The 17,621-nt window shown below is 40.8% G+C and carries 17 protein-coding genes; 2 read left to right on the forward strand and 15 right to left on the reverse strand.

Annotation, left to right across the window (positions count from 1 at the left end; translation table 11 throughout):
• Positions 1–24 precede the first annotated feature (24 nt).
• A complete protein-coding gene (gene wzzB / locus LA04_RS16690; RefSeq protein ID WP_047652447.1) occupies positions 25–1,005 on the reverse strand; it encodes an LPS O-antigen chain length determinant protein WzzB in 981 nt (326 codons plus the stop codon).
• Between the two features lie 193 nt (positions 1,006–1,198).
• Between wzzB and LA04_RS16695 the strand changes: the two genes are divergently transcribed.
• Entirely contained in the window at positions 1,199–2,203 is a 1,005-nt protein-coding gene (locus tag LA04_RS16695; RefSeq protein ID WP_047652448.1) for an NAD-dependent epimerase, read from the forward strand.
• 35 nt (positions 2,204–2,238) lie between these two features.
• Positions 2,239–2,793, forward strand: coding sequence for a GNAT family N-acetyltransferase (locus tag LA04_RS16700; RefSeq protein WP_047652449.1), 555 nt, complete (start codon positions 2,239–2,241; stop codon positions 2,791–2,793).
• Between the two features lie 78 nt (positions 2,794–2,871).
• Here the strand turns inward: LA04_RS16700 and ugd are convergent, their stop codons facing one another.
• The 14 genes from ugd to galF form a co-directional block, all read right to left on the reverse strand.
• On the reverse strand, positions 2,872–4,038 hold the full coding sequence (gene ugd, locus LA04_RS16705; RefSeq protein WP_047652450.1) for a UDP-glucose 6-dehydrogenase: 1,167 nt from the start codon (positions 4,036–4,038) through the stop codon (positions 2,872–2,874).
• A gap of 226 nt (positions 4,039–4,264) precedes the next feature.
• Complete coding sequence (gndA, locus tag LA04_RS16710; protein ID WP_047652451.1) at positions 4,265–5,671, reverse strand: NADP-dependent phosphogluconate dehydrogenase; 1,407 nt, start codon at positions 5,669–5,671, stop codon at positions 4,265–4,267.
• Between the two features lie 154 nt (positions 5,672–5,825).
• Positions 5,826–6,635, reverse strand: coding sequence for a glycosyltransferase (locus LA04_RS16715; RefSeq protein ID WP_047652730.1), 810 nt, complete (start codon positions 6,633–6,635; stop codon positions 5,826–5,828).
• Positions 6,636–6,658: 23 nt separating this feature from the next.
• Complete coding sequence (locus LA04_RS16720) at positions 6,659–7,576, reverse strand: NAD-dependent epimerase/dehydratase family protein (RefSeq protein ID WP_047652452.1); 918 nt, start codon at positions 7,574–7,576, stop codon at positions 6,659–6,661.
• The gene (locus tag LA04_RS16725; protein ID WP_081957718.1) at positions 7,573–8,652 is read right to left on the reverse strand and encodes a glycosyltransferase; all 1,080 of its coding nucleotides are present in this window, start codon (positions 8,650–8,652) and stop codon (positions 7,573–7,575) included. Before LA04_RS16725 ends, LA04_RS16720 begins: the two co-directional genes overlap by 4 nt.
• A gap of 44 nt (positions 8,653–8,696) precedes the next feature.
• The gene (locus LA04_RS16730) at positions 8,697–9,986 is read right to left on the reverse strand and encodes an O-antigen polymerase (RefSeq protein ID WP_047652454.1); all 1,290 of its coding nucleotides are present in this window, start codon (positions 9,984–9,986) and stop codon (positions 8,697–8,699) included.
• Positions 9,987–9,996: 10 nt separating this feature from the next.
• Positions 9,997–10,932: a glycosyltransferase gene (locus tag LA04_RS16735; protein WP_047652455.1), complete on the reverse strand. Its 936-nt coding sequence runs from the start codon at positions 10,930–10,932 to the stop codon at positions 9,997–9,999.
• A gap of 13 nt (positions 10,933–10,945) precedes the next feature.
• Complete coding sequence (locus LA04_RS23785; RefSeq protein WP_072015547.1) at positions 10,946–11,485, reverse strand: acyltransferase; 540 nt, start codon at positions 11,483–11,485, stop codon at positions 10,946–10,948.
• Between the two features lie 11 nt (positions 11,486–11,496).
• Positions 11,497–12,747, reverse strand: a complete 1,251-nt coding sequence (locus LA04_RS16740) for an O-antigen translocase (protein ID WP_047652456.1) — start codon at positions 12,745–12,747, stop codon at positions 11,497–11,499.
• Entirely contained in the window at positions 12,744–13,847 is a 1,104-nt protein-coding gene (locus LA04_RS16745; protein ID WP_047652457.1) for a DegT/DnrJ/EryC1/StrS family aminotransferase, read from the reverse strand. The genes LA04_RS16740 and LA04_RS16745 overlap by 4 nt, the downstream gene beginning before the upstream one ends.
• A gap of 80 nt (positions 13,848–13,927) precedes the next feature.
• Positions 13,928–14,335, reverse strand: coding sequence for a sugar 3,4-ketoisomerase (locus LA04_RS16750; protein WP_047652458.1), 408 nt, complete (start codon positions 14,333–14,335; stop codon positions 13,928–13,930).
• Positions 14,332–15,201 carry a glucose-1-phosphate thymidylyltransferase RfbA gene (gene rfbA, locus LA04_RS16755; protein ID WP_047652459.1) on the reverse strand — a complete coding sequence of 290 codons (870 nt, stop codon included), beginning with the start codon at positions 15,199–15,201 and terminating at the stop codon, positions 14,332–14,334. Before rfbA ends, LA04_RS16750 begins: the two co-directional genes overlap by 4 nt.
• Complete coding sequence (gene rfbB, locus LA04_RS16760; protein WP_047652460.1) at positions 15,201–16,286, reverse strand: dTDP-glucose 4,6-dehydratase; 1,086 nt, start codon at positions 16,284–16,286, stop codon at positions 15,201–15,203. Before rfbB ends, rfbA begins: the two co-directional genes overlap by 1 nt.
• A 355-nt stretch (positions 16,287–16,641) precedes the next feature.
• Positions 16,642–17,538 carry a GalU regulator GalF gene (gene galF / locus LA04_RS16765; protein WP_017383282.1) on the reverse strand — a complete coding sequence of 299 codons (897 nt, stop codon included), beginning with the start codon at positions 17,536–17,538 and terminating at the stop codon, positions 16,642–16,644.
• Between the last annotated feature and the right edge of the window lie 83 nt (positions 17,539–17,621).

The following is a 17,621-nucleotide window of genomic DNA, read 5'->3' on the forward strand; positions in this document are numbered from 1 at the left end:
TCCCCGGTTTTTTTTATCAATGCATCAGGCTTTTGGTTTGTAGTTGCGTAATGCGTTGCGGCCAAGCACAAAGCCTGAACCGATAATGCCCCCCAGCAGCACGGCCAGAATAAGTACAATCGCTTTTTTCGGGCTGTCACGACGTACAGGGAGTTCCGGCTTCATGACATAACGGTAAACGTGGATCGTTTCCGGGTTTACGTTCAGATTCTGGATGTCCAGGAGGTTTCGTTTGGTCTGATAGTAGGCTCTTGGGAAAACCAACGGGAGAGAAGCTTCGTTGTCAATCATTGATTTCAGCCCCTCACTTCCCAGCAGGAACATCGTTTCCTGAGTCACCTCTTGAGTTTGCTGGAGTTGCGGCGAAGTAATTTTCGCTGCTTCAGCGTTCTTCAACGCCTCAGCAATCTGTTTGATACGCAGATCTTTCTGCTCCTGAGCGACCTTCTCTTGGTTTTTCAAAGAATCATTCAGAGTTTTTATCTGCGCTTTGATGTTATCAGTAAGGTCAGCGGCGAGTTCTTTTGCCGTTTGCTCATCAACCTGCTGAATGTACTGCGCCAGCTGCTTTTGCGCGGCTTCTGCTGATGTACTGGTATAGGAGACGCTTAACGGTAACGGTTGTCCTTTAACCGTAGGCTCAATCGTCAGTTTTTCAGGCACAGCCTGATTTTCAAGCGCCTGTGACAATGCCGAGAATGAGGCGTTAAAACGGCCAATAGCGCGCGTTTGATTGTCAAGCATTGTTGGTGCCGCAGTACCATAAAGGATGTTCAATGCATTGGAATAACTCGCGATCTGGGCCGCATCTGGTTGCGTGATAATCGCACTTGAGGTCCATTTTTCCTTCGCGACAGTGAGATATCCAATTGCCAGGGCGATACCAACAACAATAAAGGCTGTTACAACCCACTTCCCACGCCACAGCTGGAACACTAAATCAAGTAAATCAATTTGCTCAGGCTCGTTACCTGGAGCGACCTGGCCATTGTTGTTTTGCGTCATACAATCCCTAACTGATAAAAAAAGGGCAAACATAATTAAGTTTGTATAGTTTATCTATTACTGGCGATTTTTCTATAAGAATCCGATGAGTAATATCGGAAAGATGGGTTATGTAACTTACACCCTTCGCGCTATCATAGACGCCATCTGATGCGCTATGGCATCTGTATGATTAAGGTTTATGAGGGAAACTATGAAATTTTTGGTCACGGGCGCTGCGGGTTTTATTGGTGCGAATGTCAGTAAACGCCTCCTTGAGGCCGGGCATCAGGTTGTCGGTATTGATAACCTTAATGAATACTACGATGTCAACCTGAAGCTGGCACGTCTGGAACTGTTAAAATCTGAGCGTTTCACCTTCCAGAAGCTGGAATTAGCTGACCGGGAAAGTATGGCCGCGCTTTTCGCCAGTGAGCAGTTTGATCGTGTGATTCATCTGGCCGCGCAGGCGGGCGTACGTTACTCCCTTGAAAACCCTCACGCGTATGCGGATGCCAACCTTATCGGCCATCTCAACGTGCTGGAAGGCTGCCGCCATAATAATGTTCAGCATCTTCTGTATGCCTCATCCAGCTCCGTATATGGCCTCAACCGCAAGATGCCCTTCTCGACTGACGATTCCGTAGATCATCCAGTTTCACTCTATGCTGCGACCAAAAAAGCCAACGAGCTCATGTCGCATACCTACTCCCATCTCTACAATCTGCCGACCACCGGCCTGCGCTTCTTTACCGTGTATGGTCCATGGGGACGCCCGGACATGGCCCTGTTTAAGTTCACTAAGGCGATCGTTGAAGGCAAAAGCATCGACGTTTACAACTACGGCAAGATGAAGCGCGATTTCACTTACATCGACGACATCGCCGAAGCCATTATTCGTCTGCAGGATGTCATTCCTCAGGCCGATGCAGACTGGACCGTTGAGACCGGTTCCCCGGCAACCAGTTCAGCGCCTTACCGGGTCTACAACATCGGTAACAGCTCGCCAGTCGAGCTTATGGATTATATTACTGCGCTGGAAGACGCGCTGGGTAAAAAAGCAGAGAAAAACATGCTGCCTCTCCAGCCAGGCGATGTTCTGGAAACCAGTGCCGATACCCGGGCGCTTTATGACGCGATCGGATTTAAACCGCAAACCTCGGTTAAAGATGGGGTGAAGAACTTTGTAGACTGGTACAAACGTTTCTACAAAATTTGAATGCATTCATTATGTCAATGCCAAAAGGAGCTGCTATGTCTATTCCAGTAATTCACCAGACAGATCTTATCGTGGGTCGCTCTGTTAAACTTCGAAATGTAAAAACCGATGATGCAGCTTTCATTGTCGCGCTGAGAACGAATGAGAAAAAGGGGCGATTTATAAGCACCACTTCTGATGATGTTAAAGCTCAAGAAAAATGGATCGAAGGTTATCTGAAAAGCGAGGGTCAAGCCTACTTCATCATTACCGACCTTGATGATATACCTTTTGGTACGGTAAGAATTTATGATCAGCAGCAAGATTCTTTCTGCTGGGGATCATGGGTCATTCATGAGGATGCACCTTCACATTTTGCAATTGAGTCGGCACTTCTAGTCTATTATTACGCTTTGAAATTAGGGTTTACGAGTGCCCACTTCGACGTACGTAAAGGTAATCTTTCTGTCATCAGATTCCATGAGCGTTTCGGTGCTGCTCGTCAAAAAGAAACTGAAGATGATGTTCTTTTCACCATTTCGAAAGATAGCATTCAGCACTCAATGAACAAATTCAAAAAATATCTTCCTGAGCGCATTTTAATCAAATAAGAAAGGTTTAACTGCTCTAAGATTAGAGATTAAAAGGACAGCTAATAACAAGCTGTCCTTTTAAGCTAAATTGTTCTCTTAATCACTACCAAACAGATCGCGGGTATATACCTTATCCGCCACGTCAGCCAGCTCTTCCGCCATGCGGTTTGAAATGATGACATCGGCTTCTTTCTTAAAGGCATCCAGATCGCGGATCACCCGGGAATTGAAGAACTGATCGTCCGGCATGGCAGGCTCATAGATAACAACCTCAACCCCTTTCGCCTTGATACGCTTCATGATCCCCTGAATGGAAGAGGCGCGGAAGTTATCGGAACCGCTCTTCATGATCAGACGGTACACGCCGACCACTTTCGGTTGACGCGCAAGGATAGAATCAGAGATGAAATCTTTACGCGTACGGTTCGCATCAACAATCGCCGAAATGAGGTTATTCGGCACAGCCTGATAGTTTGCCAGCAGTTGCTTCGTGTCTTTTGGCAGGCAATAGCCGCCGTAGCCAAATGACGGGTTGTTGTAGTGGTTGCCAATACGCGGGTCGAGACACACACCTTCAATAATCTGGCGGGTATTCAGGCCAAGACTCTCTGCATAGCTGTCCAGCTCATTGAAATAAGCTACTCGCATTGCCAGGTAGGTATTCGCGAAGAGCTTGATCGCCTCAGCTTCAGTGGAGTCGGTAAACAGCACCTGAATATCTTTCTTCACTGCGCCTTCCTGCAGCAGCGCAGCAAAGCGTTCAGCGCGCTCGGAGCGTTCGCCAATAACGATACGCGAAGGATGCAGGTTATCGTAAAGCGCTCTCCCCTCACGCAGGAATTCCGGCGAGAAGAAGATATTATCAATACCGAATTTTTCTTTAATGGATTTGGTAAAACCGACAGGAATGGTCGATTTAATGACCATCACGGCATCAGGGTTGATCGCGATAACGTCTTTAATCACCGCTTCTACCGTTGAGGTGTTGAAGTAGTTGGTTTTAGGATCGTAGTCAGTAGGCGTCGCAATGATGACGTAATCCGCATCGCGGTATGCATCTTCTTTATCTGTCGTGGCGCGGAAATTCAGCGTTTTATGGCTGAGATAGTCCTGGATCTCTTTATCCACAATCGGCGATTTTTTCTGATTAAGCATGTCCACTTTGGCCTGCACGATATCCAGCGCAACCACTTCATGATTCTGAGCAATCAGAATGCCGTTAGAAAGACCGACATACCCTGTTCCGGAGATTGTTATTTTCATTCGCTAATGACTTCTGTGAGTTAACTGTACTGATGGCCGCCAGACCATCGCGATAAACCTAACTGTTGGGCTTTGTACCTCCTGGCAAACTGAACTGTCAAGGCAAACCAGGAGTAATGGCTACGAGCGGGGCGAGATTCAGACTACTTCGAATAACAGGCGACATTTTTTGCATAAAAAAACCCGGAGACAGGCTCCGGGTTTTGATTACAGCGAGTATGTTAACTTATTCCATCCATTCGGTATGGAACACGCCTTCTTTATCGGTGCGCTTGTAAGTGTGCGCCCCGAAGTAGTCACGCTGTGCCTGAATCAGGTTAGCTGGCAGCACAGCAGCACGGTAGCTGTCGTAGTAGGCTACAGCAGCAGAGAAGGTCGGAACCGGGATACCGTTCTGGACAGCGTAGGCAACCACGTCACGCAGCGCCTGCTGATATTCATCCGCAATCTTCTTGAAGTACGGTGCCAGCAGCAGGTTGGCGATACCGGCGTTTTCAGCATAGGCATCGGTTATTTTCTGCAGGAACTGCGCACGAATAATACAGCCAGCGCGGAAGATCTTCGCGATTTCACCGTAGTTCAGATCCCAGTTGTTCTCGTCTGACGCCGCACGCAGCTGAGAGAAGCCCTGCGCGTAAGAAACGATTTTACCCAGGTACAGTGCACGACGCACTTTCTCAACAAATTCAGCTTTATCACCCGCTGGTTTAGCCTGAGGGCCAGACAATACTTTCGATGCCGCCACGCGCTGCTCTTTCAGGGAAGAGATGTAACGCGCGAAGACGGATTCGGTGATCAGAGACAGCGGTTCGCCCAGATCCAGAGAGCTCTGGCTGGTCCATTTACCGGTACCTTTGTTGGCAGCTTCATCCAGAATCACATCAACCAGGTATTTACCCTCTTCATCTTTTTTCGTGAAGATATCTTTGGTGATGTCGATCAGGTAGCTGTTCAGCTCGCCTTTGTCCCACTCGGTGAAAGTTTCCGCGAGTTCTTCATTGGAGAGGTTCAGACCGCCTTTCAGCAGGGAGTATGCTTCTGCGATCAGCTGCATATCGCCGTATTCGATGCCGTTGTGAACCATTTTGACATAGTGACCAGCACCGTCCGGACCGATATAAGTCACACACGGCTCGCCATCTTCGGCAACGGCAGCGATTTTAGTCAGAATAGGCGCAACCAGTTCGTACGCATCTTTCTGGCCACCAGGCATGATGGATGGGCCTTTCAGCGCGCCCTCTTCACCACCGGAAACACCGGTACCGATGAAGTTAAAGCCTTCAGCAGACAGCTCACGGTTACGACGAATGGTGTCCTGGAAGAAGGTGTTACCGCCATCAATGATGATGTCACCTTTTTCGAGGTAAGGCTTCAGGGAGTCGATAGCTGCATCGGTACCTGCGCCCGCTTTCACCATTAACAGGATACGACGAGGCGTTTCCAGAGACTCAACGAACTCTTTCACCGTATAGAAAGGAACCAGTTTTTTGCCTGGGTTCTCGGCAATGACTTCTTCGGTCTTATCACGGGAGCGGTTGAAAACGGAGACGGTATAACCACGGCTTTCGATGTTGAGCGCCAGGTTGCGCCCCATCACTGCCATACCGACGACGCCGATCTGTTGTTTGGACATTACATACTCCTGTCAGGTGTGGTTCTCAGCAAGTACGGCTGAGTATTTCATACTGCTTCGTATCTTAGCGGATAGATGTCTTGCGATAAACGTTTATCTTAACGTTTGGTTTTTTAAAACGCACTTTTAGAAAAGTGCCCAATCAAGTTATAATTCATTTACGAAGAACTGTTGAATATAATAATGATAGAAATGAGATAGGAATGAGCCTTAAGGGTATTCTGATTGATAAGTTCCTAATCAATTCAAAAAAATTAAGATAACCAGTTTTATAAAAATTAATCTGTGCAGTGAACTCTGATTTTGCATATTTTAAGCCTGAGCGTCGAGTCGCCATCCCATTTCCAGTTCTTGCATAAACCAGCGCTTCAGGTAAATTAGCAGTAATAACACCATTTTGAATCATTCTAATCCATAGCGCATAGTCTTCATATAAATATTCGCGTTGGTAACCACCAACCGCTAATACCAAGTCCTTTTTGAATGCTACAGCCATATGATTAAATGGATTTCTCTTTTTGGAAAATTGTAAAATCATTGAATGCGTCAATGGCAGTTTGCGATAGGCGTAAACATCATCAATCGACTCCCTGAACTCACCAATAGTTGAACTCAACAAACCTATTTCAGGGTTATTCTCAAAGTATGACACCTGTTTCAAGAAACGGTCTTTGTGACATATGTCGTCAGTATCCATTCTAAAAACAACATTATGAGTGCACGACTTCAACCCAATATTTAACGCTTCACCCAAACCCACATTATTTTCAATTCTCACGATCTTTATGGGCAATTTTTCAGACCATTTAATGGTACACGCATTCAATTCGGTAGTGACTGGACCATCGAAAACAATGACGATTTCATTAGGCAAGTAAGTTTGATTAGACAAACTGGCAAGGCATGCATCCAAATAATCTGGTGATTCTTTTATATAGAGAGATAGTAAAACACTTATTTTCATGAATAATCCCGAATTAAAAACCATCATTTATTTCGTGATGCTATCTGCAACCACTCAAGGAAACGTGTAATTCCAGAATTGATATCCGTATAGTTGTAAAAACCAATTTCATCTAATATACGCCTATTGCATAGAATATTAGACTTAATTATATTATCGTTAGGGATATAGTTAATTCGAACATTATAATTTGGTAAGTGCTGACGGACAGTCTTTAAAATTGATAAAGTCGATTCCCCAGTACATGAACCTATATTGTATATATTATGGAGCGGATTTTCTATGCAAAAAAGCGAATAGAAAATATTAACAAAATCTTTTATATATATATAATCCCTTACCTCATCCCCACTTCCCCAAACATCTACAACCTGACCAGAAATTATGCGTGCAGTAATTATTGCAATCAATCCTTGATTGCCTGTTAATGTTTGATGAGGTCCATAAGGATTTGAAGGCCTCACTATCAGAAATTGTTTTTTCTTTCTGGCACCACATGACATTACAAAAGCTTCAAGATCTATTTTGCTTTTTCCATAATCACACACAGCTTCAAGATGTTCATCTTCATGATGGGGCCTTTCGCTGCTTTTATATACCCTTCCTCCCGAAGAGAAAAAAATAAAACGTTTAACAAGGTCAAAAATTTCATTTATCAGATATTTATTATCATCCAGCAGGGACTGATAATTGCTAACTTTTGAATTCACGGAGAAAGTGTTTATTAGGTATATCGCTGCGTCTATTTCAAGGCTTTTAAGATATTCCTTCTTATCATTAATACTAGTTAAATCAGCTTCAATAAAGGTAATTTTTTCTTCGAAACCTAAGGGCCTATTTCTGCCATAGACAATCACATCGAAATTATGTAGTAAAAAGTGCTCAATGAGGTTAATCCCAATAAATCCCGCACCTCCTAATATAAGAATCTTTCTTTTCACATATCCCTCTTATATACTTCTGTATAAATCGATTCGGAGTGATTAACGAGTGAAGGCCAATTATGTTCTTTTATAATATATTCTCGGGCACGAGTGGACATATTATCTATTAAACTGCTATCCATTTTGAGCACAGATAAGATTAACTCAGCGACGCCATTAACCGTTGTCTCACATTCCCATCCAACTTGGTGCTTTTCAATAATAGTCGTCATATTTACCCCGCGAGTCACAAGGCATGGCAAACCAGCGTCCATAGCTTCAAGTATAGCCATTGGAAACCCTTCATATCGTGAAGTTAAAATAAAAATATCTTTATCATATAGCATAGAATTTTTATCTTCACCATATATGGGGCCATTGAAAGTCACGCCAGAAAAATTGAGCTTTTGAATTCGATCAATAAGTTGAGTTTCCTCATTTTCATTCCCCTTTCCATAAATAGAAAGATCTAAATTACTCACACCATATTTATCTTTCAGTAGCTCCAAAGCATCCAGGAGAATGTCGGTGCCTTTATGCGAGAAATCGATTCTCGAAAGATAAACAAACTTATATGGTTGGTGTTTCTTTCTAAGAATTATCTCCGATCCCTGAATACTTGAAATGCCATTACCTTCATAAAAGAACTGAGAATTCCATTGAACAGAGTTTTTAGCTTCATCTTCATTTGTAAATATGATAGAGCTAGCATTATTAACAAAACGCTTAAAGAAAAGAAAATTAGCCAACGTTTTTTTTATAATTGATTTTTTTTGTGCACTAACAATAAGACTAGAGTGAGGTTTAATAAAATATTTCTTTCCTCGTGATAATATTTTTTTAGCTAGTCTAGTATATTCGTAAAAATACAGCCCGTGAAAAATAAATAAATTATAATCATCAAAAAATTTATCATTGATATCATATTTATTGGTAACTTCAAACTCAGATGTATTATATACATCATTAATGCAGCAAAGTGCACTCTCCATATTTTTGCTGTATTTATTTTGCATTTTTATCATTTCTGGCAGCAAACGACCAATACCATTCGAAGTTTCTATTTGATTCCCAACGATATGCAATACTTTCATATAATCACCAAAATATTCTATAATTATTCATAAAATCAATCAACTTAAATGTTTGTTTTTTTTAATTTTAAAAATGATTCAATAATGTTAATCGTTGCAAGATAAAATATCATTAACACTATCATGCAAAACCAAGACTTGAAGAAAAGAAAATATGAAAAGTCATTTACGATCGGTAAAGTCAAAATAGATACGATGTAAACGCAACTAGCATATGTTCTATCAATCCTACTAAAAAATTCTTTAAGGAAATATAAACCAATTATATTCAGAGCCACGAATAATGGGCCAAGTATCAAAGAAACATCACCAAAAATCGACCAGGCGTGAGCTTGGAAATAACTATTTGAATTGACCCATGCATCTCCTGCAGTAGGAAAAAATATTGTTATAATTTCGGCTGCCGGATCAACTGCATATACACCAAAAAGTCCTCCTAAAGGCATCCCGTAAGCAATACGAGAAATATCCGGAGTCAGCGCCTGATAAATCATAAAGGACCCTTCAGTCTGACCTATAAAGAGCCTGGCTAATACAGAGTCAAATACTTCTCCTAAAGGTATATTATGCAAAAGGATAAAGAATGAACACAAGAGAATTAGACTAATTGCAGGAATAACAGTTATAATTATATAATTGATACGTTTTGTTGATTTCAAATAAAGAATAAAAAGAATAAAAAGCACAACGATAAGTTTAGATTTCTGCATGTCGTACATGCTATATATTATTATTAACAAGAGATTGATGCGGAATAGTAACCTACTATACAAATATTTCTTTTTATGACAATATGAATACACGAGCGAAATATAAGGAAAATATACAAATATATAACCAATAAACAAACCTCCAAACCCAACTTCATTTCTGAGTATTTGAGCTTTTGCCAAAGCGGCACCATCAAAATCTCCTCTCATTGCCATCAAAAAAGGGATATCACCAACCGAAAATATTTTTATTAAAATTACCACAAAGGAAAAAAAAGTGATTAACTTAACACGCAGATGGGTTGTATTTAATTTTGTAATATCAACATCAAATCGACAAATGCAAGATGAAAGAGAAACCATAAGAAGCAGAATTGATATTGAGAGAAATGTATACCTGAATGTTTCTATTTTACTTTCATCAGTTATAAGTGTATCAACGCCGAACGACATAGGGTAATTAAAAAAGGCCACTAATATTGTGCCGGGAACAATCTCTATAAAGAGAGCTAAAAGGAAAAGTGCTCCCAATACTGTTGGTCTGAAGCTAAAAATACGCAACTGGAAATTTGCAAATAAAGTAATTATCGCAAAAAATAGCAACAACATAACATTAATAGCCATCTGTATCTCTCTACTTCATTAGAATTTTTTTCGCAAGATTAAATAATTTATAAGGCCTTATTAGAAATATTAATTTTTGCACAACAAGATATGGCACAGTTACTTTATTACCAAAGAACCTAATCCAGAGTGTTTTTTGTTTAAAGAGCAAAAAATCATCCCATTTTTTTAGTAGCATTCGCGAAGGCAACAATGGCCAAATCTTTTCTTTCTGAAAAGAATATAAAGACTGTAGGTATAGCACATTGCCGATTCTACTTCCTTGCTGCGACAGAGAATCACCCTTGCGATAAAGAACAGTGTTCTCTTCCATATAAGAAAACGTTAAGCCGTTTCTTAGACATTTAAGCCAAAGAGGATAATCTTCGAGCATTGGATATGACTCATCTGCATAACCAACATATTCCAACACATCTTTACTGATGAACCCTGTTGGAGCAAGCAAGTAACACTCAGAAAGGATGTATTTAAGTTGCAATGGCTGTTTAGCACATATTTTCAGTTTATCATGTTTTATCGGCTCACCATTTCCATCAATCGTAAAAGGTATCATATCAGAAAAGACGATTTTAGCTGAGGAGTAATGAGTAATATATTTTACATTTAATTGTATGCACTCAGGTAATAACAAATCATCAGCTGCAATGCTTTTTATCCATGAACCTGAGGCCAATTTCCATGCCTGATTGCAATTAGCTGCAACTCCTTTATTTTTTTCATGAGAGACGATTATGATATCTTTAAAAAGATGTTTATTTTGCTCTTTCCACTGCAGAGCAATAGAAAGCGTATGATCCCTCGAACCATCGTCTGAAATGATAACTTCAATCAGATTTTTATTATAAGTCTGGCGTGTAATGCTATTTAAAGTTTCAGCAATAGTTTCCCCTGAATTATAAGAAATAACTGCTATTGTGATAATTTTATTGGTATCTGCATCGGTCATGTGAAGCCTGTTTTTATTTAATTTTAGTCAATATTCCGTTTTTAGTAACATATATACCAGACACTAAAATAGATTTATTTACAAGCGAATTAGCACCGATAATGACATTATCCGCAATATTTACACCTTTTAAGATTACAGTATTAGAACCTATCCAACAGTTAGCACCAATCATTACAGGTGAAGTTACAAAATCATTTTTGCTTACAACGTAATTCTCATCTATTGAATGGTCATGATCGTAAATTTTAACAGCCTCACCAAAAATAGTATTTTCACCTATCTGAATATGATGCAAGCTATTAAATGAACAATTATTATTAACAAAACAATTTTTTTTGAATACCAATACACCCTGACTAACAAAAAAATTTACGTTGTTTCTAGATGATAAATTACTGATATCTATAATAGAATTATTAACGGCTGTAATAATTAAACCCTTACCTAACTTCGGAGAGCTAAATTTGATCGTATTTTTAGTGAATATTTTTAACAGAAATAGATATACTATATTCAATGTAGCGTGATACGCTTTAATAATGAAATTCAAATATTTTTTCCCTACGTTAAAATTCGTCTGACATTCGTAATTATAATAATAGCATATAATATATAACTAATTAAATAAGCATAATTAGCCCCATGTAACAAAAAAATAGGGATCAATATATACGATAAAGCTACAAACATTACACCAAAGAATATTTCAGTAAATAAATACCATTTCACTGCACACCGTGACAACATAGGAAATGCATATAACCATGCAGTTATTTTTATCACATCTCCACATAACTGAACAAAAAAGAGATCTCTTGCCCCGCTAAACTCACTTGTGAATAATATATGAATTAAGATGTCTCTAAATGCGTAAACCATTGCCGCAATTAAAGATACAATAGGGACAATTATTTTTGCAGTTGAGGTAACCTCTTCCATAATGCTGTCTGTGTCACTTAATTGAGACAACTTAGGTAAATAATAGGTGCTCAGTGCAATAGTGATCACACCCAGGTAAACTTCAGAAATTTTCCATACAGACTGCCAGAGACCTGTTCCCTGCCAGCCCGTATGTTGCACCAAAACATTTCGGATAATCAGCAACGCTACTGGCATGACAAGAGCACTCGTCATCGCCATAAGCACATATTTACCAATACCATTGAATGCTGATAATTTAATATGTCCGATAAAGTTTTTTATCTGCATCCATTTTTGTTTTATATTAACTAGAAATATAACTAAACCAATCAATGCTGTTTGAATTGTCGCAGCTATAATTGCACCTTTTATATTATAACGAATGATCAATAAAATCATGACGATACTGGAAATCATCACAGATAAAAAATTTATAGCAATGAAACGTCTATGATTTTGAAAACCATTAATTATAGATAGTAAAAGGGTACCCAGTGCCGAAAACGGTAACAATAGTACTGTTAGTGTAATAACCCAATGAAATTGAATATCACCAAAAAAATATTCAGACAGTTTATCAGATACTAGTAAAGAAAAGGGCAATAATATAAAAAAAATAGCGAGCACCCAAATTAATGAAGCTCGCCACCAAGGCGAGCATTCATTATAACCACTATTGCTATATTCGGATGTATACCTTACTACTCCGTTACTTACAGGAGCATTGATGACCCCAGTCAAGGCAGTTACAAATCCTTGAATCTGCCCAAGGAGGGCCATGCCAGACGGCCCTGTATAAATAGCAACTACCTTTGCAATAGCAAATCCCATAGCCATTTTTGCCAAGGTTAAAACACCAGTTGAGGCGGTTACTTTTAAAAGCTTTTTCATCCCACAAAACCATTTAAGGCATTTATTACGATATTAATTTCTTCTTCAGTCATCGTCGGGTCCATGGGAATAGATAAGACTTTAGCATGTAAACTTTCTGTCAAGGGTAATGAAATTTCCTTCATCTCATTATAAGCACTTTGCTTATGAGGTGGTACCGGATAATGAATGAGTGACTGGATATTATGTTTATTAAGCCAACTCTGTAATTCTTCTCGCTGATTTGTTTTCACTACAAACAAATGCCATACGTGGTTTTCCATATTTTCAATATACGGCAACTCCAGCAATGGATTTTTTATTTCAGAAAGGTAACGTTGGGCTATGACCTGCCGAATTTTAATATCCTCTCCCAAGTTTTTCAGCTTTACACGTAAGATAGCAGCTTGTATTTCATCAAGACGACTATTAACGCCTTGATATATATTTAAATATTTCTGCTCTGACCCATAATTTCTCAATGCTTTTAATACATTATATAATTCTAAGTTATCTGTTGTGATAGCCCCTGCATCCCCCAGAGCTCCCAGATTTTTGCCTGGATAAAAACTGAAACCAGCAGCATCTCCCCAGCTCCCTGCTCGTTTCCCATCAATTTGAGCGCCGTGAGCCTGAGCACAATCCTCAAGGACGAGTAGATTCTTTTCGCGGGCAATCTCCATAATTTCTTTCATTGGAGAGATTTGGCCATAAAGATGCACAGGCAAAATGACCCTTGTTTTATCTGAAATTGCTGCACGAATATTTTTAGCGCTTAAATTGAAAGTATCTTCATCTGGCTCAACTAGAACAGGAATAAGATCATTTTCTGTAATAGCCAATACAGAAGCTATATAAGTGTTACCTTGGACAATAACCTCATCACCACTTTTCAATTTTCCCATTTCTTTCCATGCTCTGAGAACTAGAATAAGAGCATCCAGACCATTCGCAACCCCAAGCGCATATTTAGCTTGACAATATACTGAAAAGTCTTTCTCGAAAGCCTTAAGTTCCTCACCCAAAATGTACCAGCCTGAATCAATCACTTTCTCGATGGCACTGAGTATTTCATTCTTTTGCCGGTTATTAATTTTTTTGAGATTTAAGAAGTCAACCATTTTGCACCTTTATTTTTCGTAGATTATGAGTTAATAGACAATTAGAATCGAACATCATCACTTACTTGGCACAAGATGGTTCATTTCTGCTGCTGCTGTGCTAAATTTTTAAAAATAGAATAATCTCTAATATAGTCTAATTCTTCATATTCCATATCCGCGAGTACCATCAGAACACAATCTTCCGTAAAGTCGGTCATTTCTCGCCAAATAAATGAGTCGATAAGAAGGCCCTGCGTCGGGTTATCTAATATAACACTGACACGCTCAACGCCATTATCAAGTATAAAACGACAACTTCCCTTAACTGCAATTGCAACTTGCTTTAGCTTTCGATGCGCATGAAAACCCCTAGTTACACCTTTCTTAGTATCAAAGATATAATACACCCTCCTAATATCAAAAGGGATATTATTTTTTCTTTCTAGAGATACTAATGCGCCTCGTTCATCGCCATGAACCTGAAGAGAAATAAAATCTATTTTCATATATGATTTGCCAACTTCATCAAATATTGTCCATAATGATTTTTGCTTAAATTACTTCCTAATTTAAATAAATCATCTTTGCTTAACCACCCATTACGCCATGCTATTTCTTCAGGACACGCAACCATCATACCTTGACGTTTCTGAACAGTTTCAACAAAACTACCAGCTTCAATTAAACTATCATGAGTACCCGTATCGAGCCATGCAAAACCTCGTCCTAATAGCTCAACATTTAAATTATTATTATTAAGGTAAACTTCGTTAACAGTTGTTATTTCCAGCTCACCTCTAGATGATGGTTTTATATTTTTCGCAATATTGATTACATCGTTATCATAGAAATAAAGGCCAGTCACTGCCCAGTTTGATTTCGGTTTTTCTGGTTTTTCTTCAATACTCAATACCTTAAAATCGGCATCAAACTCCACCACTCCAAATCGCTCAGGATCCATTACCTGGTAGCCGAAGACCGTTGCTCCACTGACTCTGTTACTCGCCATTTGCAGTTTTGGTGTAAAGCCCTGACCAAAGAATATATTGTCGCCTAAAACAAGACAAACAGAATCATTTCCAATGAATTCTTCACCAATTATAAATGCTTGCGCCAGACCATCTGGACTTGGTTGAATTGCATAACTCAGATTAATTCCAAACTGTCTTCCATCACCTAACAATCTGACAAACCCATCCTGATCCTCTGGTGTCGTAATTATCAATATATCTTGTATACCCGCCAGCATTAAAACCGATAACGGATAATAAATCATAGGCTTATCATATATAGGGAGCAATTGTTTAGAAACCCCCATAGTAATTGGGTAGAGTCTTGTTCCAGAGCCTCCAGCAAGAATAATGCCTTTCATTAATTATTCTCTCCATATTGTTTTGAAAGCCATGAAGCATACGCTCCACTTTTTACATTATTTACCCACGACTCATTAGATAAATACCACATAACTGTTTTACGAATACCACTCTCGAAAGTTTCTTGGGGACGCCAACCTAGCACATTGCCAATTTTAGTTGCATCAATTGCATAACGACGATCGTGCCCAGGCCTATCCTTAACATAAGTGATTTGATCGCGATAAGAACCTTCTTTAGGCACAATTTCATCCAACAGGTCGCAAATAGTATGCACCACCTCGAGGTTCTGCTTCTCATTATGACCGCCGATATTGTACGTTTCCCCCGGTTTCCCTTGAGTGACAACGGTGTACAGCGCACGCGCATGATCTTCTACATACAACCAGTCACGAATCTGGTCACCCTTCCCATAAATAGGCAGTGCTTTACCGTCCAGCGCGTTCAGGATAACCAGTGGGATCAGTTTTTCCGGGAAATGGTACGGGCCGTAGTTATTTGAACAGTTTGTCACAATGGTCGGGAAACCGTAAGTACGCAGCCAGGCACGAACCAAATGGTCGCTGGAGGCTTTCGACGCCGAATACGGGCTGCTAGGAGCATACGCGGTAGTTTCAGTGAAGAGTGGCAGCTCGGCTGATGCCGGACGCTCATCAGGATGCGGCAAATCACCATACACTTCGTCTGTTGAGATGTGATGGAAACGAAACGCTTTCTTCGCCTGCTCATCCAACGTTGACCAGTAGCCCCGGGCGGCTTCCAGCAGCACATACGTGCCGACGATATTGGTTTCGATAAACGCAGCCGGGCCGGTAATAGAACGATCGACGTGACTTTCAGCAGCCAGGTGCATCACCGCATCAGGCTTATGCTTTGCGAAAATGCGATCCATGGCGTCTTTGTCGCAAATATCCGCATGTTCAAAAACATATCGCTCGCTGTCGATGACTTCACTAAGCGACTCAAGGTTGCCGGCGTAGGTCAGCTTATCCACATTGACGACGTCGTCCTGGGTATTTTTAATAATATGTCGTACAACCGCTGAGCCGATAAAGCCGGCTCCGCCCGTCACAAGAATTTTCACGTTATCTGTTCCGTCTAGTGTATATGTCTGGATACTGGCGTTCTGAAACCTGAGCTTTTATAAACGGTTTCAGAAATTGAGCACGCTACCGCCCCTGGCTTAACAGCTACCAGTGCACTGAGCGATGTTTGATTAAATGTTTTTTCTTGTCTGATTACAGACAAGAAACTGCCGTTAATTGTCGTCCTAAACGACCTCAGAAACAAGCACAAATCGCTACAATGCGGTCCAGGAGCAGTCTGGATAACTCCATGTAAATATTGAATTTATAACAAAAAAAGGCAGTCATCATTTTGGTTGGATATTAACACACCAAAATAATGACTGCCGTTTGCGCAAGCCGGAGACAGAAATATTAGTCGTTAGCCAGCAACTTCTCAATGCGGCTTCTGAACTTCGCCCCTTCCTTCAGGTTACGCAGCCCATAGTTCACGAACGCCTGCATATACCCCATTTTCTTACCGCAGTCGTAGCTGTCGCCGGTCATTAACATCGCGTCAACAGACTGCTTCTTCGCCAGCTCGGCAATCGCGTCGGTCAACTGAATTCGATCCCAGGCGCCTGGCTCGGTTTTTTCCAGTTCTGCCCAGATATCCGCGTTAAGAACATAACGCCCCACCGCCATCAGGTCTGAGTCCAGCGTCTGTGGCTGATCCGGCTTTTCGATGAACTCAACGATGCGGCTCACCTGCCCTTCCGTTTCGAGCGGTTCTTTAGTCTGGATAACGGAGTACTCGGAGAGATCGCCCTTCATGCGTTTCGCCAGCACCTGGCTACGACCGGTTTCATTGAAACGCGCCACCATTGCCGCCAGGTTGTAACGCAGCGGGTCGGCAGAAGCGGTATCGATGATGATGTCCGGAAGAACAACAATGAATGGGTTATCACCCACAACCGGACGGGCACACAGGATAGAGTGACCCAGGCCCAGCGGCTGCGCCTGACGGACGTTCATGATGGTCACGCCTGGCGGACAAATAGACTGCACTTCCGCCAGCAGCTGGCGCTTAACGCGCTGCTCAAGCAGCGCTTCGAGTTCGTAAGAGGTGTCGAAGTGGTTTTCTACCGCGTTCTTGGACGAGTGCGTAACCAGAACGATTTCTTTGATCCCTGCAGCAACAATCTCGTCGACAATGTACTGAATCATTGGTTTGTCGACGATCGGCAGCATCTCTTTAGGAATGGCTTTTGTGGCTGGCAGCATATGCATGCCCAAGCCTGCTACCGGAATGACTGCTTTCAAATTGATCATTATCTCTTCCACCTTAATATGGTTGACGAAGTATAAACTGTGTCAGGAAAAATGCCTGTAGAAGAAAGTCTACTTCGTCGAAT

Source organism: Enterobacter sp. UCD-UG_FMILLET (assembly GCF_000762975.1).
In the GTDB taxonomy this organism is placed as follows: Bacteria; Pseudomonadota; Gammaproteobacteria; order Enterobacterales; family Enterobacteriaceae; genus Enterobacter; species Enterobacter dykesii.